Below are 23,100 nucleotides of genomic sequence, written 5' to 3' on the forward strand. Positions count from 1 at the left end.
ATCAGCGCTCCACCAGCGCGATGCGCGCGTTGTACCAGTTCATGAAGAAGCTGATGGAAAGGCTGATGGTCAGGAACACCGCCATGATCAGCGCGATGGCTTCGATCGCCTGCCCGGTCTGGTTCAGCGTGGTGTTGGCGATCGAGACCACGTCCTGATAGCCGATCGCGACCGCGAGCGAGGAGTTCTTGGTCAGATTGAGATACTGGCTCGTCATCGGCGGCACGATGACGCGCAGCGCCTGCGGCAGGATGATCTGCCGCAGCATGAAGCTGCGGCGCAGGCCGAGCGCATTGGCGGCATCCCATTGCCCGCGCGGCACCGACTGGATGCCGCTGCGGACGATCTCGGCGATGAAGGCCGAGGTGTAGGTCACGAGCGCGATCAGCAGCGCGAAATATTCCGGGGCGAGCGTCAGCCCACCGACAAAATTGAAGCCGCGCAGCTGCGGCCATTCGATCGACCAGGACACGCCGAGCGCCAGCGAGACCGCCACCGGCACCACGACGATGAGGCCGAGCGCAAACGGCCAGGCCGGCCGCGGCCTGCCGTCGCGCATCTGCTGCGCGACCAGCCATCGCCGGATGACATAGAACACCGCGCAACCCAGCACCGCGGTGCCGAGCACCCAAAGCTGTGGCGGGCCGAACGGGATCGCCGGCAGGATCAGGCCGCGATTGGAGAGGAACACACCCTCGACAGGTCGCCACGCGGCGCGTGCGGCCGGCAGCGCCTGCATCAGCACGTACCAGAACAGGAGCTGAAGCAGCAGCGGGATGTCGCGGAGCGTTTCGACATAGACGGCGGCGAGCCGCGACAGCAGCCAGTTGGCCGACAGCCGCGAGATCCCGATCAGGGTGCCCAAGATCGTCGCGAGCACAATGCCGATCACGGCGACGCGCAGAGTATTGGCGATGCCGACGACGAACGCCCAGAAATAGGTGTCCCTCGGATTATATGCGAGCAGGCTGTCGGAAATCGGCATGCCGGCCTCGCGGCCGAGAAAGGCAAAGCCGGTGGTGATGCGGCGGGCCGACAGGTTGGTGACCGTGTTGGACCAGAGGAAGGCGATCACTGCGACTGCGATCCCGACCACCAGGACCTGCCAGAACAGGCCCTTCAATTCGTTGCGCCCGAGCGCGAAGAAGCGGCGGCGCGGCGGCGGTCTGGGGTGATCGGCGGTCACAGCACAAAAATCCTTGTTCAAATGCAGCGATTTCCGGCGGCGCACGTCAACTGTTGCACCAAACTCCATTTCATGCAACAAATGTTTCATGGCCGAGCCCGCGAAATCCTCGCCCCTGAGCGAACTGCGCATCGCATTGCCGTCGCTGCCGATGCGGTTGCAGGAGGTCGGGCGCTTTGTCGCCGCCAATGATTACGACGCCACCACCCGTTCGATGCGCGATCTCGCGGCAGAAGCCGGCGCCGATCCCGCCGCGTTCACGCGTCTTGCCAAGGCGATCGGCTATTCCGGCTGGGACGAGCTGCGTGCGGCGCTGACCGAGGCGCGGCGGCCGTCCCAGACTGCGCCCTTCTCCGGCCGCACAAAAGGCCGCCGTCAGGGGCCGAACGCCGATGTCGCGCTCGTCATCGACAAGTTCGAAGCCGAGGCCGCCGGCCTTCCGCGCATCCCGGCACAGCCGATCGCGGAAGCGGCGCGCGCGCTGCACGACGCCAAGCGGATCTGGATCGCCGGCTACCGAAGCTGCCGCAGCGTCGCGGAACTCCTAAACTACGAGCTGCGCTTGTTCCGTCCCGAACAGGTGCAGCTCGTCGGCACGTCCGGGCCCGACGACCTCGATCTCGGCGCCTTCCGGCCCGGCGAAGCCGTCATCGTTATCGGCTTCCTGCCCTACACGCATGCCAGCGTCCGCGTTGCGCAAGCCGCTCATCGCAGCGGCGCGACGCTGATCGCGATCGCGGACAGCCTCTCGGCGCCGATGGCCGAGGGCGCGGACCACGTGCTGCTGTTCGAGGCAGCGTCCTCGCCCGGCTTTTTCCCCAGCCTCACGGGCGCGATCGCAATCGCGCAGTCGCTCGCGGCGGTCACGTTCTCGCTTGGCGGTACGGCCGCCAAGAAGCGCCTGGAAAATACCGAGGCGCGGCTCGCCGTGGCCTCCACCTACGTCTCAGAGAAAGGTTGACCCATGAGCACTCGCACCAGCCGCGTGCTGCATCGCTCGCTTCGCGAGACGCCGCCCAAGGCGATCGGCGGCGAAGGCGTCTATCTCTTCGCCGAGGACGGCCGGCGCATCATCGATGCCTCCGGCGGCGCGGCGGTCTCCTGCCTCGGCCACCAGCACCCGCGCGTGACCGCGGCGATGGCCAAGCAGGCGTCCACTCTCGCCTATGCGCATACTGCTTTCTTCTCCTCCGAGCCGGCCGAAGCACTTGCCGAAGCGCTGGTGGGGCACGAGCCCGGCGGTCTCGCCTACGCCTATTTCGTCAGCGGCGGGTCGGAGGCGATCGAAGCCAGCATCAAGCTGGCGCGGCAGTATTTCATCGAGCGCGGCGAGCCGCAGCGGCAACACTTCATCGCCCGGCGGCAGAGTTATCACGGCAACACGCTCGGCGCGCTCGCCGCCGGCGGCAACGCCTGGCGTCGCGCCCCCTATGCACCGCTGCTCTCGACCGCTTTCAGCCATGTGACGCCGGCCTTTGCCTATCACGAGAAGCGCGAGGGCGAGTCGGATGCTCAGTTCGTCGCGCGCCTCGCCGCCGAGCTCGAAGCCGAGTTTCAGCGGCTCGGCCCCGACACCGTGGCGGCGTTCCTCGCCGAGCCCGTGGTCGGCGCCACCGCCGGCGCCGTGACCGCACCCGACGGTTACTTCAAGGCGGTGCGCGAGATCTGCGACCGCCATGGCGCGCTGCTGATCCTCGACGAGGTCATGTGCGGCATGGGCCGCACCGGCACGACGCACGCCTGGGAGCAGGAGGGCATCGCGCCTGACATCCAGGCGATCGCGAAGGGCCTCGGCGGCGGCTACCAGCCGATTGGTGCGATGCTCGCAAGCGGCCAGATCATCGACACCATCCGCGCGGGCTCCGGCGCATTCCAGCACGGCCATACTTACCTTGCGCATCCCCTCGCCTGTGCGGCGGCGCTCGCGGTGCAGGACGTGATCCGCGAGGACGGCCTGCTCAACCAGGTCAGGGAACGCGGCCGACGGCTCGAACAGCGCCTCACCGAGCGCTTCGGCAATCACCGCCATGTCGGCGATATCAGGGGCCGCGGGCTGTTCTGGGCGATCGAGCTCGTCGCCGATCGCGCGACGCACGCCTCGTTCGATCCGGCGCTCAAGCTGCACCAGAAGATCAAGGTCGAAGCCTTCGCGAACGGGCTCGGATGTTATCCCGGCGGCGGCACCGCGGACGGTGTGCGCGGCGACCACGTGCTGCTGGCGCCGCCCTATATCGCTTCCGCAGCCGAGATCGACCTGATCGTCGACAAGCTCGGCACGGCCGTCGACAACGTGTTGCGTAGTGTCAATCACTGAGGGGAGAGTAGTATGAGGAAAGTGGTTATCGTAGCGGGCGTGCTCGCGGCATCGACGGTGATGGCCTCGGCGGCGACGCTGGATACGGTGAAGAGCCGCGGCACGCTGGTATGCGGCGTCAGCGCCGGCTTTGCCGGTTTCTCCGCGCCGGACTCGCAAGGCAACTACAAGGGCCTCGACGTTGACTATTGCCGCGCGCTCGCGGCCGGCGTGCTCGGCGACCCCACCAAGGTGCGCTACGTCTCGCTGACGGCGCAGAACCGCTTCACCGCCCTGCAATCGGGCGAGATCGACGTGCTCTACCGCAACTCGACGCAGACCTATTTGCGCGGCGTCACGCTGGGCCTGCGACAGGGCCCGGTCAACTTCTACGACGGCCAGGGTTTCGTGGTGAAGAAGGACCTCGGCGTGAAGGAGCTGAAGGACCTCAAGGGCGCCACCGTCTGCGTCGCGCAGGGCACCACGCACGAGGTCACGCTGGGCGATTACGGCCGCGCCAACGGCATCGACTGGAAGCCGCTGGTGTTCGACCGCGTCGACACCATGTACCAGACTTTCTTCGGCGGCCGCTGCGATGCCATGACCCAGGACGCCTCCGCGCTGGCCGGCGCGGTGACCACCGCGGCGCCGAACCCGGCTGACTACGTCGTGCTGCCGCAGACCATCAGCAAGGAGCCGCTCGGGCCTTTCACCCGCAATGGCGACGAGGTCTGGAGCGACATCATCACCTGGCTGCATTACGGGCTGATCGAGGCCGAGGAGCTCGGCGTCACGCAGGCCAATGTCGATGAGATGACGAAGTCGCAGACGCCCGCGATCCAGCGGCTGCTGGGCGCCAGCGGCGACCTCGGCTCGCGGCTTGGGCTCGACAACAAATGGCTGGTCACGGCGATCAAGGCCGGCGGCAACTACGGCGAGATCTACGAGCGCAATGTCGGCAAAGCGAGCCCGCTCAAGCTCGATCGCGGCCTCAACGGCCTCTGGAGCAAGGGCGGCTTGATGTACGCCATTCCGTTCAAGTAAAGGTGCTTCACCTCTCCCCGCAAGCGGGGCGAGGGAGACGAGACATCCCATGCGCATCGCCCTCATCCACGCCCTCAAGCACTCCATCGCACCGATCGAGGCCGCGTTCGCGCAGACGTGGCCCGAGGCGCGGCTGATGAATCTGCTCGACGACAGCTTGTCGGCGGATCTGGCGCGCGACGGCCAACTCAACGATGCCATGACCGAGCGCTTCTTCGCGCTCGGCGATTATGCGGCAGCGACCGGGGCAGACGGGATCTTGTTCACCTGCTCGGCCTTCGGCCCCTGCATCGAGGCGGTCGCGCGCGCACATGCGCCGATGCCGGTGCTGAAGCCGAACGAGGCCATGATCGAGAGGGCGGCGACGATGGGTCAGCGCATCGGCCTGCTCTCGACTTTTCCGCCAACGCTGGTCTCGATGCCGCCCGAGTTTCCCGCCTCGGTCCAGGTCGTGCCCAAGCTTGCTGAAGGCGCGCTGGCCGCGCTCGATCGCGGCGACCGCGCCACGCATGACCGGCTGATTGTCGAAGCGTCGAAGGATCTGCGCGATTGCGACGTCATCGCGCTCGCGCAATTCAGCATCGCCGCGACTGCGCCACTGGTTGCGGAGGCCACCGGCCGTCCCGTCGTGACGACGCCGGACAGCGCTGTCGAGAAGCTGATGAGGCTGCTGAAGGCTTAAGCGCCGGCCTTTGTCCGACGCAGCGCATCCTTGATTGCGACCGCAAGCGCAGCCTTCGTCTCGTTGACGAAATCCTCGACCAGCTCCTCGCGCGTGGCGTGCGCCGCTTCACCGGTGAACAGGCCCTGCTCGGCCAGCATCACCACACCATGCAGCGCCGCCCAGATCTTGAGCGCCTGCCGTTCGCGCAGGTAGCCGACGGCGGGCACTTCCAAAGCTTCGATCACGAGCGCGAAGGTCTCCCGCGTTGCCTCGTGCAGCTCGCTGCCCTTGGCCGCACAGGACACCGTGCGCGAAGCGAACATCAAGCGGTAGATGCCATTGCGGCGCAGACCGAAATCGAGCGTCGCCTGAGCGAGCCGCGAGAGTTTCGACTGCTTCGACGGCTTTGCCATTGCCTCGCGCAGGAGCGCTGAGAGTTGCCGGAACGCCTCCGCAGTGACCGCCGTGAGCAGCGCTTCGCGGTCGGCAAAATGCCGATATGGCGCCGGCTGCGAGACGCCAAGCTGCTTGGCAAGCGCCTTGATGCTGATCGCCTCGGCGCCGCCCTGCTCTGCCTCGTGCAGCGCGGCCTTGATCAACGCATCGCGAAGATCGCCATGGTGATAGGTCTTCTCGGGCTTGCGAGCGAGTTGTGAACGCATGTTGAAGCGAACCCTATAAGTTTGAGCTTGACAGGGGAAGCCCGTCGCGAATGTAATAGGATATAACTTAAATAGAACCCAGATGAGGAAACGCGCCGCCCTTCGGGCCCTCGCGCGCACACGACCAAGGAAGCCGCAATGGCAGAGCGACTGAAGGTTCACGTCGACCCCGACAAATGCCAGGGTCATGCCCGCTGCAAGGCACTCGCGCCGGAACTTTTCGAGCTCGACGAATATGGCAACGCGCACGAAGCCGGCGACGGCACCGTCCCGCCGGGGCTCGAGGACAAGGCCTGGCTTGCGAAATCCAACTGCCCGGAAATCGCGATCGATGTGATCGAGGAGTAGCCCGGCCACTGCCGCCCCGCGTGCTTTCAGCGAACACGAGCGAAGGGATTTCCTGCCATGTCCGACGTCAACCAGCCCGCCGCCCATCCGCCCGTGACCGACTGGGTCCATGATTTCGACCACACCGATCCGCAATGGACGGAGGACCCCTTCCCGATCTGGGACGAGCTGCGCGCCGCAAGTCCCGTGGTGCACACGAAACGCTTCCTCGGCTGCTACCTGCCGACGACCTATGAAGCGGTGCGCGAGATCGCCAACGACACCGAGCATTTCTCCTCGCGCCGAATTATCGTCCGTGACGTGCGGCCGGAAATCACCAGCAAGAACGCTGCCCCGCCCATCACCTCCGATCCGCCTGTGCACAAGCCGGCCAAGCAGTTGCTGCTGCCGCCGTTCACGCCGGATGCGATGAAGAAGCTCGAACCGCGGGTCCGCGCCATCTGCAACGAGCTGATCGACGACTTCATCGCCGACGGCAAGATCGACGCTGCCGCGCGCTACAGCAAATACGTCCCGGTTCGGGCGATCGCGCACATGCTCGGCATTCCCGAGAGCGACAGCGATCTCTTCATCAACTGGATTCACATGATCCTCGAGCTCGGCATCAAGGATGAGAGCAAGCTGCTCCAGGCCGTGCAGGAGATGACGGCCTATTTCAGCGGCCACATCGAGGCGCGCAAGAACAAGCCCACCGACGACCTGATCTCCTACCTGATGAACGCCAGGAACAAGGACGGCAGTCCGCTCGAGGACACCCACGTGCTGGGCTCGCTGCGCCTGCTGCTGATCGCCGGCATCGACACCACCTGGAGCGCGATCGGCTCCTCGCTCTGGCATCTTGCGAAGACGCCGGCCGACCGCGAGCGGCTGATCGCCGAGCCCGGGCTGATCCCGGCGGCGGTGGAGGAGTTGCTGCGCGCTTATTCGCCGGTGACGATGGCGCGCGAAGTGGTCAAGGAGACGACGATCTCGGGTTGTCCGGTCAAGCCGGGCAACATGGTGCTGCTGTCCTTCCCGGCTGCCAACCGCGATCCCAAGATGTTTCCGGACGCTGACAAAGTCGTGATCGACCGACGCGAGAATCGCCACGCGGCCTTCGGCCTCGGCATCCACCGTTGTGTCGGTTCCAATCTTGCGCGCATGGAAATGCAGGTTGCGCTGGAGGAATGGCTGAAGCGGATTCCAGACTTCCGGCTCGATCCGGCAGGCACGGTGACCTGGTCACAGGGCACGGTGAGAGGCCCCCGGCAGTTGCCATTTCTGCTCGGAAAGGCGATGTAGGCCTTCCCAAAGCAAAGGAAGTGGACAGGCCTTTTCATGGCATGCGCGACACCAAGCACGCCTCCGCCATGCATCGCCACGAGTAGGCCATGACCGACGAGACGCCATCCGACAGTAAGCTGACGCGCACCAAGGAGAAATGGGCGCGCGAAGGCCGGTTTCTCACCGGCAAAATCACCCGGCCGGAAGACCAGCGCCTGCCGCCCGGGCAGCACCTCACCAAGGACTGGCCGGTGCTCGATCTCGGGGTCGTGCCGCCGGTATCGCGCGAGCGGTGGCGGCTCGACGTCTACGGCGCGATCGAAACTCCCGTGTTCTGGACCTTCGACGAGTTCATCGCACAGAAGCAGGCTCGGTTCACCTCCGACATCCATTGCGTGACGACCTGGTCGCGCTACGACAATGAATGGGAGGGGCTCGCCACGCGCGATCTGCTCGCAGCCTGCCAGCCCCGCGAGGATGCGCGCTTCGTCGTGCTGCATTCCTACGACGGTTACACCACCAATCTCGCGCTGGAGGATTTTGCTGCCGAAGACGCGCTGCTCGCCCACAGCTGGTCCGGCCAGCCGCTGACGGAGGAGCATGGCGGCCCGGTGCGGCTAGTCGTGCCGCATCTGTATTTCTGGAAGAGTGCAAAATGGCTCCAGGCGATCGAATTCCTGACCGAGGACGCGCCGGGCTTCTGGGAAGTCCGCGGCTATCATAACCGCGGCGATCCCTGGGCCGAGCAACGCTACTCGGGCGATTAGGTTCAAGCAAGAACGGGGGAAGCCCATGCCGACGGAGCGCTTTCAATTCACCGGCGAAGGCGGCCATCAGCTCGCGGCCGCGCTGGAGCTGCCTGACGGCGAGCCCGCGGCTTTCGCGCTGTTTGCGCACTGCTTCACATGCGGCAAGGACACCCTGGCCGCAAAGCGCATAGCTGTCGCACTAGCGGCCAAGGACATCGCGGTGCTGCGCTTCGACTTCACCGGGCTCGGCTCCAGTGAAGGCGATTTCGCCAATTCGACCTTTTCCTCCAACGTCGCCGATCTCGTCCGGGCCGCCGATCATCTGCGCAGTGCCCGCAAGGCGCCGTCGATCCTGATCGGCCACAGCCTCGGCGGCGCAGCGATCCTCGCGGCAGCAGGACAGATCCCTGAAGCCAAGGCGGTCGTCACCATCGCGGCGCCGTCCGATCCCGCTCACGTCACCGGCCTATTCAAAGAGCATATCGACAACATCCGCGCTCAGGGCGAGGTCGAAGTCTCGCTCGCGGGACGTCCGTTCCGGATCAAGCGTGAATTCCTCGACGACATCGCCGAGCACGAGCTGATGAAGGATGTCACCGGCCTGCACAAGGCGCTTCTCGTGATGCATTCGCCTGTTGACGATACTGTCGGCATCGACAATGCGACCAAGATCTTCGTGTCGGCGAAGCACTCCAAGAGTTTCGTCTCTCTCGACCACGCCGATCATCTGCTCACGAAACCGGCCGACGCCCTCTACGCAGCCGACGTGATCGCGGCTTGGGCGAGCCGCTACATCGACACGGCAAGGCCCGCCAAGGCGGTGGATCTTCCGGAGGCGGCGCGCCAGGTCGTGGTGCAGGAGACCCGCAAGAGCAAGTTCAACCAGACCATCTCGGTCGGTCCGCATCGTCTCGTGGCCGACGAGCCGGTCGCGGCCGGCGGCGAGGATGCCGGTCCCGGCCCGTACGATTTCCTGCTCGCCGGTCTCGGTGCATGCACCTCCATGACCATGCGCCTCTATGCCGACCGCAAGTCGCTGCCGCTCGACCGCGTTACGGTCACGCTGAAACATTCCAAGATCTACGCCAAGGATTGCGCGGAATGCGAGACGCGCGAGGGCATGCTCGACCAGATCGAGCGTGACATCACGATGGACGGCGCGCTCGATGCCGAGCAGCGCAAGAAGCTGATGGAGATCGCCGACAAGTGTCCGGTGCACCGTACGCTGACATCGGAGATCCGGATCGTGACGAAGGCCGTCGAGTAACGATGCCCCATTAGAAGCACGACGCCATCGTCCGCACGGCCGCGCTGATCTCGTTTTCGCGCCACGCCGCAAAGCCGAGCAGCAGGCCGTGATCGCGCGGCTTGCCGAGCGCCAGGCTGGACAAGGCGCGCGTTTCGACGCCCGCCTCGACCAGCCGCTTCACCGCCGCCCGATCAGTGCGGCCGCGCTCGATGCGGGCGACGAGCTGGATGCCGCCGGGGGGCACCTCGACCGAGAGCATGCCACCGAGATGCCGCTGCAGCTCCTCGACGAGGTGATCGCGGCGCGCGTGATAGAGCCGGCGCATCCGGCGCAGATGCGCGAGGAAGTGCCCATCGGCGATGAATTCGGCCAGCGCCTCCTGGATGTGGCTGGCGGCGATCAGTCCCATGTGCTGCTGCGCGATCTCCAAGGTGCTGACCAGCGCCGCCGGCGCGACCAGATAGCCGAGCCGGATGTCCGACCTCATCGCCTTCGAGAATGTGCCGACATAGAACACGCGGCCATGGGCATCTAACCCCTGCAAGGCCGGCACCGGCCGGCTGTCGTAGTGGAAGTCGCCGTCGTAATCGTCCTCGACGATCCAGGTCCTGCCGGGCCGGCTTGCCGCGAGAAACTCGGTGCGGCGGGCCAGCGACATCAACCGGCCGGTCGGGTGCTGATGCGACGGCGTCATGAAGATCAGCCTGGGAGCTCCAAGGCCTGGCATTCGCTGCATGCCCTGTTCGTCCAGCCCGATGCCGGTCAGGCGCGCGCCGGATGCGTGAAAGGCAGCCGCCGCGCCGGGATAGCCTGGGTCTTCCACCCATACATGATCGCCCGGCGAAATGAGTGTGGCAGCAATCAAGGTCAGCGCGGCCTGCGCGCTCGGCAGGATCATGATCTGCTCCGCCGTGGCGCGGACGTCCCTGTTCGTCGCCAGATAATGCGTCAGCGCCTCGCACAGGCGCAGCCGGTTGACCGGTCCCAGCTCGCGCGTGCCTGCATGCACGGCACTGCGGCGCAGGCAGCGTGCCCAGACCTCGTCCGGAAACTCCCTGAAATCGCCCAGCCCCGGGCGCAGCGGTTTGAGCTGCCCCCGATAAGACATCGGCCAGTCGGCCTGCTGGAGCTTCGTAGCCCAAGGCGAGAGCCGCAGTTTGCCGACGCATTCGCCCGCTGCGACGGCGCCCCGTTCGATGCGTTCGTGGCCGTCGATCATGACCACGGGACGGCGGCCATGAGAAGCTGCGACATATCCCTCGGCCACGAGCTGCTCGAACGCGTATGTGACGGTGTTGCGCGAGACGCCGAGATCGCTCGCAAGCCGTCGGCTCGACGGCAGCACGCGGCCTTTGCCGAGGCGGCCGGTCGCGATCAGGCCTCGCAGCTGGCTCGTCAGTTGCGCCACCAGCCCCTCGCCATCGGTCCGCTTCAGCTCGATCAACGCGGAGATCGTCGTGTCGGATACTGGCACTCTCTTCTTCTCCAATCTGGCACTTTTTCAAATGCCAGTCGGGATGCTATCCGGCGGCCTGGACTGCTTCAAGGACCTGCGACATGAACACCCTGTCACCCCGTGCGGCCATCGGCCTGTTCCTCATCGTGGTGCTGGCCTGGGGCGTGAACTGGTCAGTGACCAAGCAGCTCGTGCAGTTCGTCCCGCCGCTGTGGAGCGCGGCAATCCGGAGTTGGATCGCGCTGGCTGGATTGTTCGTGCTGCTCGGACTGAGCAACAATCTCGTGATCCCGGAGCGACGCGACTTTCCCGTGATCCTGAGCGTGGCGCTGCTGCATATGACGCTGTTCTCGATCCTGGTTGCCAGCGGCCTTCGCTTCCTGCCGGCAAGCAAGGGCATCGTGCTCGGCTACACCACGCCGCTCTGGGTCGCACTCGCCGCGCCCCTTTTCGGCAAGGACACGCTGACGGCGCCGAAGCTCGCCGGCGCTCTGCTCGGGCTGATCGGCCTTGCCGTCATCCTGAATCCATCCTCGATCGACTGGACCAACACAAACGTGCTGCTCGGCGCCGGCATGGTCATCCTGGCCGCGATCTCCTGGGCTGCGAACATCATCTATATCCGCGCGCATCGCTGGATCGGATCTCCGCTCCAGCTTTTGCTCTGGCAGGTGCTCGTGGCAACGATCGTGCTGTCGGTCGGCGCGACAGCCGTGGACGGCCTCCCACATGTGGAGTGGTCGTGGAGGCTCGTATTGTTGTTCCTCTATTCGGGTTTGGTCGGAACAGTCCTGGCTTATTGGGCGATGTCGATGGTCAACAAGAGCATCTCGGCCCTGACGACGTCGCTTGGCACCACCGGGACACCGCTCGTCGGCATCGCCAGCGCTGCGATCCTTCTGGGCGAACCCATCGACGCGAGCCTTGCCGTCGCGGCCGGACTGATCGTTACCGGCATCGGCCTTGCGACGCTAGGCGATCGGTTATTGCGCAGTCAGGCCACCGCGAGAGGCTGAACCCGCAGAACCCCGCGCAGGCCGGCCGCGGTGCCGAGCAGGATGCCGGCGACTGCGACGAACGACCCCAGCGCGAGCGTCGAGACTCCCGTCAGCCCCTGCCCGATCGAGCAGCCGAACGCCATCACGCCGCCGATCCCCATCAGCGCCGCGCCGCTGCCCGAGCGCAGCATGTGGCGCGGTGAGGAATAGCCCTCAAGCTTGAAGCGGCCCGTCACGAGCGCCGTCACCAGACTGCCGGCGAAGACGCCGGCAACCGTCGCGACGCCGAAGTTCAGCGTCAGTCCGGTCGAGAGCATGGCGTATTGCAGGGCATCCGCGATCGGCGCGATGAAGGTGAGCGAGGTCACGGGGACCGGATTGAAGTCGTCGGCACCGAGATAGCCGGTGACCAACCAGCCGCTGGCGACGAGGAGGCCCACGATGATGCCCGCTACGATCTGGCCGAGCGAGCGGCGGAATGCAGGATGCGCGAAAGCAAACAGGATCAACGCGACGACTGTCGCGGCTGCGGCAAGCGCGCGCGAAAGCGATTCCGTGAAACCGAGCGTCGCCAGCAAAGACGGCAGCGAATTCGTGGCGGCCGTGGTTTGCGTCGCCTGGACCAGCGCGATCCGCCCCGGCGCGATCAGGCCCTTCAGCGTCATCTGTGCGGCGATGGCCAGCACGACCACGACGACGAACGAGCGGAGATTGCCGCGCCCGAGCAGCACCAGCGCCCGCGAGCCGCAGCCGTTCGACAGCACCATGCCGTAGCCGAACAGAAGACCGCCGAGGAACAGCACCACCGGCGAGAACGACGGCTGCAGGTAGATCGACTTGCCGAGATCGACCGTGCCGCTACCGGCGAGGAACTGGCTGGCGGCGATCGCAACCGCAACGGCCAGCGCATAGCTCCGCACAAGTCGCCCATCACCGTCCGCCAGCCATCCGCGCATGCTGCTCATCAGGCAGAAACCACTGAGCAGGCCGACAGCGCCGTAGATGAGCCCAATGACGAGGCCGGCAAGAATGACGAGCTGGGTGGAGGACTCCATTACTGCGGCTTCAAGATCACACGATCGCGCGATGAGCCGGCGACCGCAAGATACGCCTCCTTGGCGCGCTCCAGCGGATAAATCGCATTCGCTTTGATCGGAAACGGTTTCAGATGGCCGCTCGCAAAACCCGGCCCCAGGTCGCGCAGCACTGCGCCCGTCGCGGCGGATGACAGGCCGAGTGTATCGATGCCGACATAAGTGTGCTGGCCCCGATAGAATTCGAGGATGTTGAACTGCACGATGCGGTCGATCGCGGCGATCAGGATCTGGCGGCCGCGCAAGGCGAGCGACTTGTGCGCGGCCTGGAAATAGGGATCGCCGACCGTGTTGAAGGCGATGTCGGCGCCCTTGCCGCCGGTCAGTTCGCGCACGCGCGCGGCAACGTCGATGGCGGAGGCGTCGATCACCTTGATGGGCGCGTTGGCGTGGCCTTCATAAGCTTCCGCCTTGCGCACCACGCCGATGACGCGCGCACCCTGCCAGGTCGCGATCTGCACCGCGGCCTGACCGACCTTGCCGTTGACGCCGAACACCAGCACCGTTTCGCCGGGCTTCGGGATGCCGGCGCGACGGAAGCCCTCCATCGCGGTGACGAAGGGCACGCCGATGCCGGCGGCCTCCTCCCACGATACCGTCTTCGGCTTCTCCACCACGGCATCGGCCTCGACGACCAGATGGCTCGCATGCGTACCGTCGCGGCGGATGCCGAGATCGCCGGAGGAGCCGAACACCTCGCGGCCGAGCGCGCCCGCGGGCCCTTCGATCACCACGCCGGCGTAGTCGCGGCCGGGCGTGCGCGGAAATACGGCATAAGGCATCAGGCCCGTTGCAGCCTTGACGTCCGATGGATTGACCGCCGCAGCCTTCACCTCGATCAGGAGATCGTGCGGCCCGCGCGTGAGCGTATGACGCTCGACGGCTGGCGCAACCGCAGCGGCGTTCTCGGCCTTGGCATTAAGGCGGACGCAGCGCGCGTCGACGGCTTTGGGATCGGCTGATGACATGCAAAAGACCCGCGATTTCTCGCGGGCCTTGTCGCCTTTGAGGCCGGTCAAGTCAACCGCCTCCCCTCATCCTGAGGAGCTTGCGAAGCAAGCGTCTCGAAGGATGCAGGCCCCCGCTGCTGTAGCCGGGCCTGCATGGTTCGAGACGGCGCTACGCGCCTCCTCACCATGAGGGGTGAGACTCAGTCCTTGGGCCGCTTGTCGTAGAGCCGCTTGGCCTTGCCGAGCGAGCGCTCGAGCGTGGCCGGCGCGACCACCTGAACTCTCGAACTGACGCCAATCGTATTCTTGATGTGGGTCGAGATCCGGTCCGCATGATCGACGAGCCCGCGGCCGTCCCAACTTTCGGGCCGCGCCTCGGCGATGATGGTCAGCTCGTCCATCCGGCCCTCGCGGGTGAGTTCCAGAATGAAGTGCCCGCCGCACCAGTCGGTCGCGAGCAGCACCTCCTCGATCTGTGTCGGGAACAGGTTGACGCCGCGCAGGATGATCATGTCGTCGGAGCGGCCCGTCACCTTCTCCATGCGCCGCATGCCCGGACGCGCTGTGCCCGGCAGCAGCCGCGTCAAGTCGCGGGTGCGATAGCGGATCACCGGAAAAGCTTCCTTGGTGAGCGAGGTGAAGACCAGCTCGCCCTTCTCGCCATCCGGCAGCACCGCACCGGTTTCGGGGTCGATGACCTCGGGGTAGAAGTGGTCCTCCCAGATGTGCAGACCGTCCTTGGTCTCGATGCATTCCTGCGCGACGCCGGGGCCGATCACCTCGGAGAGACCGTAGATGTCCGTCGCGTCCATGTCGAAGGCATCCTCGATCTCGCCGCGCATCGCGTTGGTCCAGGGCTCGGCGCCGAAGATGCCGATTTTGAGCGAGCTCTGGCGCGGATCGAGCTTCTGCCGCTTGAACTCGTCGAGGATCGCCAGCATGTAGCTCGGCGTCACCGTGATGATGTCAGGCCGGAAATCGTTGATGAGCTGCACCTGCCGCTCGGTCATGCCGCCGGAGATCGGCACCACGGTGCACCCGAGCTTTTCGGCGCCGTAGTGCACGCCAAGGCCACCGGTAAAGAGGCCGTAACCGTAGGCGTTGTGGATGATCATGCCAGTGCGGCCGCCGGCGGCGCGGATCGATCGCGCCATCACCTCCGACCAGGTGTCGATGTCGCGCTGGGTATAGCCGACGACGATCGGCTTGCCCGTGGTGCCGGATGAAGCATGCACCCGCACCAGCTTTTCGCGCGGCACGGCGAACATGTTGAAGGGATAATTGTCGCGCAGGTCCGTCTTCACCGTGAACGGGAACTTGGCGAGGTCGGAGAGCTCGCGAAAGTCGGACGGATGCACGCCGGCCTTGTCGAAGGCCTTGCGATAATGCGCGACGTTGTCGTAGGCGTGCTTCAGCGACCAGGCCAGCCGCTGCTTCTGCAACGCCATGATCTCGTCGCGCGACGCGCGCTCCGGCGCGTCCATCTCGGCACGATAAGCGTTACCGCCTTCCTTCAGCCTCGTCAGAGCCATCCTCGTCTCCCCACATTGATCTGTTCTTTTCTTTATTGGTCTCTTATTTTTATTGCGCCGGCAGCCACGTGCCGGGAATGACGCGCGAATGCCCGCGGAATTCAGCGATGACGACCTCGCACGCCGTGACACGCACGTCGTAGATGCCGGAACGACCACCGCGGGTGACCTCCCGCGCCTTCGCAACGAGTCGGTCGCCAAGCCTGCCGGGCTTGATGAAGGTGATTTGGCCCTGCGCCGCGACGACGCGCTCGTTGTGCGAGTTGCAGGCGAACGCAAAGGCGGAATCGGCGAGGGTGAAGATGAAGCCGCCATGGGCGATGCGCTGGCCGTTGACCATGTCCGGCCGCACCGTCATGGCGAGCGTTGCGAAGCCCGGGCCGATCTCGACGATCTCCATGCCGAGACCCTTGGACGCATCGTCCTCGGCCCACATCGCCTCGGCGCAGGCGCGGGCAATATCCTCGGGCGACAGGGCAGCTTTGACGTTCACGCGCTTCTCCCGGCTGTTTGCACGCAATGTTCTGCTGGTTGGTCAACACTGTCAAACATGGTCGTAATCGACGACGACCCGCTCCGTGGACGGCTTGGCCTGGCAGGTCAGGACGAAGCCGGCCTTGAGCTCCCACGGTTCCAGCGAATAGTTGATGTCCATCGGCGCCTCGCCCTCGACCAGCTTGGCGCGACAGGTCGAGCACATGCCACCCTTGCAGGCGAAGGGCAGATCGACGCCGGCGCGCAGCGCGGCATCGAGGATCGCCTCATTCTCGGCGACCGGCACGTCGCGACGCTTGCCGTCGATGATCAGGGACGCAATCGCCTTCGACGGCGCGTTGGGCGCAACCGCGGTCTTCGGCCGCGGCCTGCCGCCGAATTCGGAGACGAAGCGTTCGACATGGATGCGCTCGTCCGCAATTCCGAGGTCGCGGCAGGTCGACTCGATCTCCTCGCTCATGCCTGATGGACCACAGATGAAGACATGATCGACGCTTGCCGCCGGCACCAGCGAGCGCAGCAGCACCCGCACCTTGTCGCCGTCAAGCCGGCCATGCAGGATCGGGATATCCTGCTCCTCGCCCGAGATAACGTGGAAGATCGAGAGGCGATCGATGAACCGGTCCTTCAGCTCCTCGAGCGCTTCGAGGAACATGATGTTGTCGGTGGTGCGGTTGCCGTAGAACAGGAAGAAGCGGCTGTCCGGCTCGCGCGCGAGCACGCCCTTCACGATCGACAGGATCGGCGTGATGCCGGAGCCTGCGGCAAAGCCGACATGGATGCGCGCACGATCTGCTGGCGGCACGACACCGAAGCGGCCTGTCGGCGTCATCACGTCGAGCTCGTCGCCGCATTTGAGATCTTCGGCTGCCCAGCTCGAAAACGCGCCGCCATCGACCTTCTTCACGGCAATGCGGATCTCACCGTCGTCGGGGCCGGAACAGATCGAATAGGAGCGGCGCACCTCCTCTCCGTCCAGCGTGGTGCGGAGCGTCAGGTACTGGCCGGGCGTGAAGGCGTAGTCACGAGCGAGTTCGCCGGGAATGGCAAACGTCATCGAGACGGCGTCCGATGCCTCGCGGCGAAGATCGCTGACGGCCAGGCGGTGGAAGCGCGGTGCGGCTGCGGCCATGGTCAATGACACTTGAAATAATCGAAGGGTTCACGGCAGGCCTTGCAGCGCCAGAGCGCCTTGCAGGAGGTCGAGCCGAATTCGGACAGCAGCTCGGTCTTGTCGGAGCCGCATTGCGGGCACGCCACCGTCTGCTCTCCGAACAGAGCACGGCGTGAGCTCGAGGCTTGCGGCGGCGCGATGCCGTAGGCGCGCAGCTTGCGGCGGCCCTCCTCGCTCATCCAGTCCGTGGTCCAGGCTGGGGACAGCACGGTGCGGACCTTGGGCTGATGAAAGCCGGCGCGCTCCAGCGCGACCTCGATTTCGAGCGCGATCATGTTCATGGCCGGGCAGCCCGAGTAGGTCGGCGTGATCGCGACCTCGACACGGTCGCCGTCGAGAACGACATCACGCAGCACGCCGAGATCGGCAATGCTCAACACCGGGATTTCCGGATCAACCACGCTCGCCGCGGCATCCCAGGCGCGTTGGCGCAAATCGCTATCGCGCTCCAATAGCGTCACCATGTCAGCCCCGGAAACGTTCGCTGCATCGATTGCAACTCCGACAGGAGGTGGCCGAGATGCTCGCTGTGGCGGCCGGAGCGGCCGCCCTGCTGCATCCATTCGTTCTGCGGCAGCTTGAGCGTTGCTTCACGGGTGACATCCGAGAGGGTCGTCAGCCAGCGACCGCGCAAGGTGCCGGGATCAACGGCGATGCCCGCATGGACCAGGGCGCGTTCGCCGTCGTCGACGGCAAACATCTCACCGGTGAAGGCCCAGAGATGATCGATCGCGGCCTGCGCCCGTCGATGGCTCTCGTCGGTACCATCGCCGAGCCGGATGATCCATTCAGAGGCATGGCGCAGATGATAGGCGCTCTCCTTCTCCGACTTGGCGGCAATCGCAGCCAGCGCCGCATCGCGCGAATTCATCATCGCGCGCCAATAGAGATCGGCGAAGGCCGAATAGAAGAACTGCCGCACCAGGGTCTGGGCAAAGTCTCCGTTGGGCTGCTCGACCAGCAGCAGGTTCCGATACTGCCGTACGTCGCGCAAATAGGCGAGCTTGTCCTCATCGTTGTCCCTGCCCTCGGTCCTGGCAGCATAGGCGTAGAGCTCGCGGGCCTGGCCGATGAGATCCAGCGCGACATTGGACAGCGCCATGTCCTCTTCCAGCATCGGCGCGTGTCCGCACCATTCCGACAGCCGGTGGCCGAGGATCAGCGCATCGTCAGCCCGGCGCAGCGCGTAGAGCACCAGCGGTGTTTCGGAGACCTGGATGTTGGCGACGGCCATCACATGTGCCCCACTTCCTCAGGGACCTCGTAGAACGTCGGATGCCGGTAGATCTTCGACTCCGCCGGCTCGAACATCATGCCCTTCTCGGCGGGATCGCTCGCGGTGATCGCGCTCGACGGCACGACCCAGATCGACAGGCCTTCGCCGCGACGGGTGTAGATGTCGCGCGCGGCCTGCAGGGCCATGGTGGCGTCGCTCGCGTGCAGCGAGCCGACATGCTTGTGCGCGAGCCCGTTACGGCTGCGAATGAAGACTTCCCACAGCGGGGTGTTCGGCGTGGCCATCGTGATCTCCCTATTCGGCAGCCTGGGCAGTTTGACGCTGCGCGCGCTTGGCGGCATAGGCGGCTGCCGCCTCGCGCACCCAGGCGCCCTCCTCGTGCGCCTTGCGGCGCGCGGCCAGGCGGTCGCGATTGCAGGGGCCATTGCCGGCGAGCACCTGCTTGAATTCGGCCCAGTCGATCTCGCTGTAGCGCCAGAGCCCGTCCGCATCCTGCGTCATGCCGGGATCGGGAATGGTGAGGCCGAGATATTGCGCCTGCGGTACGGTGGCGTCGACGAATTTCTGGCGCAGCTCGTCATTGGAGAAGCGCTTGATCTTCCACTTCGTCGAGGTGTCGCTGTGCTGGCTCGTGGCATCCGGCGGGCCGAACATCATCAGCACCGGCCACCACCAGCGGTTCAGCGCATCCTGCGCCATCGCCTTCTGCTCGTCGGAGCCGCGGCACAGCGTCAGCATGATCTCGTAGCCCTGGCGCTGGTGGAAGGACTCCTCCTTGCAGACGCGGATCATCGCGCGCGCATAGGGTCCATAGGAGCAGCGGCACAGCGGGATCTGGTTCATGATCGCGGCGCCGTCGACCAGCCAGCCGATCGTGCCGATGTCGGCCCAGGTCAGCGTCGGATAGTTGAAGATGGAGGAATACTTTGCTTTCCCCGCGAGCATGGCGTCGACCAGCTCCTCGCGCGAGGAGCCGAGCGTCTCGGCGGCGGCATAGAGATAGAGGCCGTGGCCGCATTCATCCTGCACCTTGGCGAGCAGCGCGGCCTTGCGGCGCAAGGTCGGCGCGCGCGTGATCCAGTTGCCTTCAGGCAGCATGCCGACGATTTCGGAGTGCGCATGCTGGGAGATCTGGCGGGTCAGCGTCTTGCGATAGGCCGCCGGCATCCAGTCATTCGGCTCGATGCGCTCCTCGGCATCGATGCGGGCCTGGAACTGCGCAGCCCTGGCGGCGTCCTCAAGACCGCGGTCCTCGGTCTCGGCCGTGTTCAGCGCCTGGGTGTACATGCGTATCCCTCCCGTTTATTGGGAGACAATATATAACAAAAATTGCCTTATGCAAGATATTTCTGTAACATAAAGATCAGACGCCGAACCTCCTTTCCAGGTGCTTTCGCGCCGGCGGCAATGGCCCCTTCTCATTGGTTCCATGGCCGTCGAGCCATTGTTCCGATGGAGCGAGGAGCGCGCGATAGATCTCGCCGCAGAGTCCGCGGGCAGCCCGTCCCGGCCAATCCGGCGGAAGCAGACTCTCCGGCAGCAGCGGATCGCGCAGCACGACACGGCGATAATAGTGGATCAACAGGATCCGCGCGGTGAAGGCGTCAGCCTCGGACAAATCCGTACCTCGCGCGATCGCGGCGCGCAGCGGCTCGAACGTCTTCATGAATTTCAGATAGGCATCCGCGGTGCGCTCCAGCGGCCAGCTCGCGCTGAGCAGGCGGCGGCCGCTGTCGTCCTCCGCCGAGACTTCGAGACGGATCGCGCCCGCAGCCTCGTCCGGCACCGGCACACCTGACGGCGCGACCCACACGCCCGGCAGTGGGCTACCGAAGCCGGCATTGCGCAGCGCTTCGCGCGAGGCGTCGCGGTCCTCGCCATTGCCGATCAGCAGCAGCTCGAAGCGTCCGGTCCAATCCGATGGCGGCGGATCGTAGATGTGGCGCGTGGCAGCCTCGAAGGTCTGGCGGCCTTTTTCAGCAAGACGATAGAAGCTGTTACGGCCGACCTTCTCGCGCGTCAGCCAGCCGTCGGCAGCAAGCCGCGACATCGCGGTGCGGACGACGCCGCTATCGATGTCGAGACCTTCGAAGAACTCCAGCAGCGTGCCGAGCCACACCGAACCGCCGCGCGGCACGATGGCATCGCCGAACACGGTGATGACGATGGAGCCGGTGCGCGACGGCTCGCGCTTGAGCTGTTCGATGATGCGGGAGAGCGGATGCGCCATGCGCGAGGCATAGCGCGTTTGGTGCGGGCGCGACAATGGACGGGAGCGATGCTTTTCTCCTTCTCCCCGCTTGCGGGGAGAAGGTCGGGATGAGGGGGCCTCCGCGGATTCGGTGAGAGTTGGACGCGTGGAGAGTCCCCCTCACCCGGAATTTGCTCTTCGCAAATTCCGGCCTCTCCCCGCAGGCGGGGAGAGGCGAAGAAGCTACCGATGCGGATCGGGATAGACCAGGCTGCGCCAGCCGCTGCGATCGAACGGGCGCCACTGGCCTTCCTTCTGCGCGAGGCGGTCGGCCACGGCATAGACGACGGCGGGATGATGACCCATGCCGCAATGGCTGCTTTCGACCTCGATGCTCTCGGTCCGGGCACCGGCCTTCTCCATGCAGCCCTGCCAGGCGCAGACACCGTCGGTGCGGCTGAAGATGGCGGTGGTCGGCACCGGCGGCGGGACGGCGAGCTCGCCGCCGAACTGCGGATCGACCTCATCGGCGCGGCGGCCGCTCGCCCATTCATAGACCTGCCAGGCATTGGTCGAACGGGGATCGCCGGCAAAGGGGCTGCCGAGCGTGATCACCTGGCGCACGCGTTCGGGCATCATCTTGGCGAGCTGACGCGCATAGAGGCCACCTAAGCTCCAGCCGACCAGGCTGATCTTGCGGCCGTGCTTGTCACTGAGCTCCTGGACCAGATCCACCATCGCGTGCTGAACGCCCGGACGAAGGCCGTAATTGCGGCCCTGACGCCAGCCGCTCACCGCATAGCCCTTGCTCGTCAGAAACGCGCGCAGCGCGCGCGTCGACGCATCGGATGCCACGAGGCCGGGCAGCACCAGCACCGGATGTCCATCGCCGCGCGGCGCGAGGCTCAGCAGCGGCAGCGCGCCGAGAAATGCGCCGAACTCGTGGATCGCGCGCCCCTCCAGAAACATCAAGGTGCGGGACGGCGGACGCAGCGTCTGGGCAGTTGCGGTCATCAATGTTTCCCCTGGGAAGACTTGAGAGGCCGCCGGCAGCGATGCCGGCAAATGGGCACGAATTCCAATACGCCGGCTTCTTGAACGTTCCGCAGCGCAACATGAATCAGCTAGGCGGCCGGTTCCCGACATTCAAGCGGGAGAGACATGAGGCGACAATAGGCCCGCGCGTTAATGCTAACGGCGTGACGCAAAAGTCACAACAATCGAAGCAGGAATTCTGCGGAGTAGAGCGCAAGCCCGGCGAGCCCGCCGATCAGCGACCCATTGAAGCGGATGTATTGCAGGTCGCGGCCGATGTTGATTTCGATCAGCGAAATCAGCTGCGTCATATTCCACGCCTTGACCTGATCGGAGATGAAGGTGGAGACGCCGCTCTTCTGGTCGGCGACGAAGCTGCGCAGCACAGTCACCAGGCCCTGGTTGATCTCGCCGCGCAGCTCGGCATCGCCGGCGAGCGCCTCGCCAGCAGCGACGAACATGCCGGCGAGATGATGCTGCAACACCTGCGTCTCACCTGATGCGCTGCGCTCGATGAACGAGCGCGTGTTCGCCCAGACGGTGCGCGCGAGATCGGCAAGCTCGGGACGCGCGAGCAGATCGCGCTTCAAGCCGTCAATGCGGTCGATATAGGCCTGGTCCGTGCCGAGCCGGTCGACGAAGCTCAGCACCATGCGATCGAACTCACCGCGGAACGGATGCTTGGGATCGCTGCGCACTTCGTTGAAAAAGGCGGTGGCGGAGGCCACGATCTTGTTCACCAGAAACTTGTCGGCGCGATAGAGCTTGAGGAGCGTCGGCAATTCCGCGCGCACCTTGTCGCGGATCATCGCCATCGTTTCCTTCTGGTTCAGCGTCTCGTGCATCACGCGCAAGAGATCGTCGAACAGGATCTGGTGCCGCCCCTCCGCAACGAAGCCGCGCAGCGTACCGGCCGCGAGCGGGGCGAGGTCGATCGCCTGGAGCTGCGAGGACATGCGGCGGATGATGAAGGTCATCAGGCCGGAGCTTTCGGTGGCGGAAACGGCCTCTGGCAGAAGGCGCAGCGCGAAACGCGCGAGGTCGTCACTGCGCTTGCGGTCGCGCAGCCAGTCGGCGACGAAGGAGCCGAAATCGATCTCCCTCAGCTTGGCCTCGACGGGGCCGGCCTCGAGGAAATGCACCTGGATGAATTCGCCGAGCTTGTCGGCGATGCGGGCCTGGTTGCTCTGGATGATCGCGGTGTGGGGGATGGGCAGGCCGAGCGGCCGCTTGAACAACGCGACCACCGCATACCAGTCGGCGAGCCCGCCGATGGTCGCGGCTTCCGCGAAGGCTGCAATGAAGCCGAACACGGGGTGCACGGGCAACAGCCATTTTGCGGCGATGAAGAGCAGAAGCGTCGAGGCCAGGACCAGCGTCGCCAGCGCTTTCACGCGGCGCAGTTCGGCCGCGCGTTCGGCGTCGCCGGGAGTGTCGAAGGAGAAGGTGCGGGGTGGACTCATGGGGGATACTTAGCGCG

At 65.5% G+C, this 23,100-nt stretch carries 24 protein-coding genes; 9 read left to right on the top strand and 15 right to left on the bottom strand.

Annotated features, from left to right (window positions below; genetic code table 11):
* Position 1 precedes the first annotated feature (1 nt).
* Positions 2-1,186 carry an amino acid ABC transporter permease gene (locus tag ACVIIV_RS32685; protein WP_456747855.1) on the bottom strand — a complete coding sequence of 395 codons (1,185 nt, stop codon included), beginning with the start codon at positions 1,184-1,186 and terminating at the stop codon, positions 2-4.
* Positions 1,187-1,274: 88 nt separating this feature from the next.
* Here ACVIIV_RS32685 and ACVIIV_RS32690 point away from each other — a divergent pair, with 88 nt between their 5' ends.
* From ACVIIV_RS32690 to ACVIIV_RS32705, 4 genes are read left to right on the top strand one after another with little or no spacing between them, the layout of a single operon-like run.
* Complete coding sequence (locus ACVIIV_RS32690) at positions 1,275-2,147, top strand: MurR/RpiR family transcriptional regulator (RefSeq protein ID WP_456747856.1); 873 nt, start codon at positions 1,275-1,277, stop codon at positions 2,145-2,147.
* A gap of 3 nt (positions 2,148-2,150) precedes the next feature.
* Complete coding sequence (locus ACVIIV_RS32695) at positions 2,151-3,500, top strand: aspartate aminotransferase family protein (protein ID WP_456747857.1); 1,350 nt, start codon at positions 2,151-2,153, stop codon at positions 3,498-3,500.
* A 12-nt stretch (positions 3,501-3,512) separates the two neighbouring features.
* A complete protein-coding gene (locus ACVIIV_RS32700) occupies positions 3,513-4,523 on the top strand; it encodes an amino acid ABC transporter substrate-binding protein (RefSeq protein WP_456747858.1) in 1,011 nt (336 codons plus the stop codon).
* Positions 4,524-4,572: 49 nt separating this feature from the next.
* A complete protein-coding gene (locus tag ACVIIV_RS32705; protein ID WP_456747859.1) occupies positions 4,573-5,205 on the top strand; it encodes an aspartate/glutamate racemase family protein in 633 nt (210 codons plus the stop codon).
* Here the strand turns inward: ACVIIV_RS32705 and ACVIIV_RS32710 are convergent.
* Positions 5,202-5,849 (bottom strand): TetR/AcrR family transcriptional regulator, encoded by a 648-nt coding sequence (locus ACVIIV_RS32710; protein ID WP_456747860.1) that lies wholly within the window; start codon positions 5,847-5,849, stop codon positions 5,202-5,204. The genes ACVIIV_RS32705 and ACVIIV_RS32710 overlap by 4 nt on opposite strands.
* Before the next feature lie 138 nt (positions 5,850-5,987).
* Between ACVIIV_RS32710 and ACVIIV_RS32715 the strand changes: the two genes are divergently transcribed.
* From ACVIIV_RS32715 to ACVIIV_RS32730, 4 genes are all read left to right on the top strand, one after another.
* Positions 5,988-6,197: a ferredoxin gene (locus ACVIIV_RS32715; RefSeq protein WP_018648108.1), complete on the top strand. Its 210-nt coding sequence runs from the start codon at positions 5,988-5,990 to the stop codon at positions 6,195-6,197.
* Between the two features lie 57 nt (positions 6,198-6,254).
* Entirely contained in the window at positions 6,255-7,478 is a 1,224-nt protein-coding gene (locus ACVIIV_RS32720; protein WP_456747861.1) for a cytochrome P450, read from the top strand.
* A gap of 89 nt (positions 7,479-7,567) precedes the next feature.
* Positions 7,568-8,227 carry a sulfite oxidase-like oxidoreductase gene (locus tag ACVIIV_RS32725; RefSeq protein WP_456747862.1) on the top strand — a complete coding sequence of 220 codons (660 nt, stop codon included), beginning with the start codon at positions 7,568-7,570 and terminating at the stop codon, positions 8,225-8,227.
* A gap of 25 nt (positions 8,228-8,252) precedes the next feature.
* Complete coding sequence (locus tag ACVIIV_RS32730) at positions 8,253-9,476, top strand: bifunctional alpha/beta hydrolase/OsmC family protein (RefSeq protein WP_456747863.1); 1,224 nt, start codon at positions 8,253-8,255, stop codon at positions 9,474-9,476.
* Between the two features lie 10 nt (positions 9,477-9,486).
* Here the strand turns inward: ACVIIV_RS32730 and pdxR are convergent, their stop codons facing one another.
* Complete coding sequence (gene pdxR / locus ACVIIV_RS32735; protein ID WP_456747864.1) at positions 9,487-10,932, bottom strand: MocR-like pyridoxine biosynthesis transcription factor PdxR; 1,446 nt, start codon at positions 10,930-10,932, stop codon at positions 9,487-9,489.
* Positions 10,933-11,015: 83 nt separating this feature from the next.
* Here pdxR and ACVIIV_RS32740 point away from each other — a divergent pair, with 83 nt between their 5' ends.
* Complete coding sequence (locus ACVIIV_RS32740; protein ID WP_456747865.1) at positions 11,016-11,930, top strand: DMT family transporter; 915 nt, start codon at positions 11,016-11,018, stop codon at positions 11,928-11,930.
* Here the strand turns inward: ACVIIV_RS32740 and ACVIIV_RS32745 are convergent.
* From ACVIIV_RS32745 to ACVIIV_RS32800, 12 genes are all read right to left on the bottom strand, one after another.
* Complete coding sequence (locus tag ACVIIV_RS32745) at positions 11,909-12,967, bottom strand: YeeE/YedE family protein (protein WP_456747866.1); 1,059 nt, start codon at positions 12,965-12,967, stop codon at positions 11,909-11,911. The two genes, ACVIIV_RS32740 and ACVIIV_RS32745, sit on opposite strands and share 22 nt — an antisense overlap.
* The gene (locus tag ACVIIV_RS32750) at positions 12,967-13,974 is read right to left on the bottom strand and encodes a quinone oxidoreductase family protein (protein ID WP_456748883.1); all 1,008 of its coding nucleotides are present in this window, start codon (positions 13,972-13,974) and stop codon (positions 12,967-12,969) included. Before ACVIIV_RS32750 ends, ACVIIV_RS32745 begins: the two co-directional genes overlap by 1 nt.
* Before the next feature lie 182 nt (positions 13,975-14,156).
* Positions 14,157-15,488: a phenylacetate--CoA ligase PaaK gene (gene paaK, locus ACVIIV_RS32755; RefSeq protein WP_456747867.1), complete on the bottom strand. Its 1,332-nt coding sequence runs from the start codon at positions 15,486-15,488 to the stop codon at positions 14,157-14,159.
* 49 nt (positions 15,489-15,537) lie between these two features.
* On the bottom strand, positions 15,538-15,981 hold the full coding sequence (gene paaI, locus ACVIIV_RS32760; protein ID WP_456747868.1) for a hydroxyphenylacetyl-CoA thioesterase PaaI: 444 nt from the start codon (positions 15,979-15,981) through the stop codon (positions 15,538-15,540).
* A 51-nt stretch (positions 15,982-16,032) separates the two neighbouring features.
* A complete protein-coding gene (paaE, locus tag ACVIIV_RS32765; protein ID WP_456747869.1) occupies positions 16,033-17,115 on the bottom strand; it encodes a 1,2-phenylacetyl-CoA epoxidase subunit PaaE in 1,083 nt (360 codons plus the stop codon).
* 2 nt (positions 17,116-17,117) lie between these two features.
* The gene (gene paaD, locus ACVIIV_RS32770; protein ID WP_456747870.1) at positions 17,118-17,621 is read right to left on the bottom strand and encodes a 1,2-phenylacetyl-CoA epoxidase subunit PaaD; all 504 of its coding nucleotides are present in this window, start codon (positions 17,619-17,621) and stop codon (positions 17,118-17,120) included.
* Positions 17,615-18,391, bottom strand: a complete 777-nt coding sequence (gene paaC, locus ACVIIV_RS32775) for a 1,2-phenylacetyl-CoA epoxidase subunit PaaC (RefSeq protein WP_456747871.1) — start codon at positions 18,389-18,391, stop codon at positions 17,615-17,617. The genes paaD and paaC overlap by 7 nt, the downstream gene beginning before the upstream one ends.
* Entirely contained in the window at positions 18,391-18,678 is a 288-nt protein-coding gene (gene paaB / locus ACVIIV_RS32780) for a 1,2-phenylacetyl-CoA epoxidase subunit PaaB (RefSeq protein ID WP_015687593.1), read from the bottom strand. Before paaB ends, paaC begins: the two co-directional genes overlap by 1 nt.
* Positions 18,679-18,688: 10 nt before the next feature.
* On the bottom strand, positions 18,689-19,681 hold the full coding sequence (gene paaA / locus ACVIIV_RS32785; RefSeq protein WP_456747872.1) for a 1,2-phenylacetyl-CoA epoxidase subunit PaaA: 993 nt from the start codon (positions 19,679-19,681) through the stop codon (positions 18,689-18,691).
* Positions 19,682-19,757: 76 nt separating this feature from the next.
* Positions 19,758-20,624, bottom strand: coding sequence for a phenylacetic acid degradation operon negative regulatory protein PaaX (gene paaX, locus ACVIIV_RS32790; protein WP_456747873.1), 867 nt, complete (start codon positions 20,622-20,624; stop codon positions 19,758-19,760).
* Positions 20,625-20,828: 204 nt separating this feature from the next.
* Complete coding sequence (locus ACVIIV_RS32795) at positions 20,829-21,599, bottom strand: esterase/lipase family protein (protein WP_456747874.1); 771 nt, start codon at positions 21,597-21,599, stop codon at positions 20,829-20,831.
* 197 nt (positions 21,600-21,796) lie between these two features.
* Complete coding sequence (locus ACVIIV_RS32800; RefSeq protein WP_456747875.1) at positions 21,797-23,083, bottom strand: DUF445 domain-containing protein; 1,287 nt, start codon at positions 23,081-23,083, stop codon at positions 21,797-21,799.
* Positions 23,084-23,100: the final 17 nt, after the last annotated feature.

It is taken from the genome of Bradyrhizobium sp. USDA 4354, from assembly GCF_054060315.1.

Coding starts and splice junctions, on each gene's coding strand:
- ACVIIV_RS32710 (WP_456747860.1), bottom strand. CDS start 5,849: ATGCGTTCACAACTCGCTCGCAAGCCCGAGAAGACCTATCACCATGGC.
- ACVIIV_RS32750 (WP_456748883.1), bottom strand. CDS start 13,974: ATGTCATCAGCCGATCCCAAAGCCGTCGACGCGCGCTGCGTCCGCCTT.
- ACVIIV_RS32715 (WP_018648108.1), top strand. CDS start 5,988: ATGGCAGAGCGACTGAAGGTTCACGTCGACCCCGACAAATGCCAGGGT.
- ACVIIV_RS32800 (WP_456747875.1), bottom strand. CDS start 23,083: ATGAGTCCACCCCGCACCTTCTCCTTCGACACTCCCGGCGACGCCGAA.
- ACVIIV_RS32695 (WP_456747857.1), top strand. CDS start 2,151: ATGAGCACTCGCACCAGCCGCGTGCTGCATCGCTCGCTTCGCGAGACG.
- paaE (WP_456747869.1), bottom strand. CDS start 17,115: ATGGCCGCAGCCGCACCGCGCTTCCACCGCCTGGCCGTCAGCGATCTT.
- ACVIIV_RS32795 (WP_456747874.1), bottom strand. CDS start 21,599: ATGACCGCAACTGCCCAGACGCTGCGTCCGCCGTCCCGCACCTTGATG.
- paaK (WP_456747867.1), bottom strand. CDS start 15,488: ATGGCTCTGACGAGGCTGAAGGAAGGCGGTAACGCTTATCGTGCCGAG.
- ACVIIV_RS32745 (WP_456747866.1), bottom strand. CDS start 12,967: ATGGAGTCCTCCACCCAGCTCGTCATTCTTGCCGGCCTCGTCATTGGG.
- ACVIIV_RS32730 (WP_456747863.1), top strand. CDS start 8,253: ATGCCGACGGAGCGCTTTCAATTCACCGGCGAAGGCGGCCATCAGCTC.
- ACVIIV_RS32690 (WP_456747856.1), top strand. CDS start 1,275: ATGGCCGAGCCCGCGAAATCCTCGCCCCTGAGCGAACTGCGCATCGCA.
- paaC (WP_456747871.1), bottom strand. CDS start 18,391: ATGGCCGTCGCCAACATCCAGGTCTCCGAAACACCGCTGGTGCTCTAC.
- paaA (WP_456747872.1), bottom strand. CDS start 19,681: ATGTACACCCAGGCGCTGAACACGGCCGAGACCGAGGACCGCGGTCTT.
- paaD (WP_456747870.1), bottom strand. CDS start 17,621: ATGGTGACGCTATTGGAGCGCGATAGCGATTTGCGCCAACGCGCCTGG.
- paaX (WP_456747873.1), bottom strand. CDS start 20,624: ATGGCGCATCCGCTCTCCCGCATCATCGAACAGCTCAAGCGCGAGCCG.
- ACVIIV_RS32720 (WP_456747861.1), top strand. CDS start 6,255: ATGTCCGACGTCAACCAGCCCGCCGCCCATCCGCCCGTGACCGACTGG.
- ACVIIV_RS32700 (WP_456747858.1), top strand. CDS start 3,513: ATGAGGAAAGTGGTTATCGTAGCGGGCGTGCTCGCGGCATCGACGGTG.
- ACVIIV_RS32705 (WP_456747859.1), top strand. CDS start 4,573: ATGCGCATCGCCCTCATCCACGCCCTCAAGCACTCCATCGCACCGATC.
- paaB (WP_015687593.1), bottom strand. CDS start 18,678: ATGGCCACGCCGAACACCCCGCTGTGGGAAGTCTTCATTCGCAGCCGT.
- ACVIIV_RS32725 (WP_456747862.1), top strand. CDS start 7,568: ATGACCGACGAGACGCCATCCGACAGTAAGCTGACGCGCACCAAGGAG.
- ACVIIV_RS32740 (WP_456747865.1), top strand. CDS start 11,016: ATGAACACCCTGTCACCCCGTGCGGCCATCGGCCTGTTCCTCATCGTG.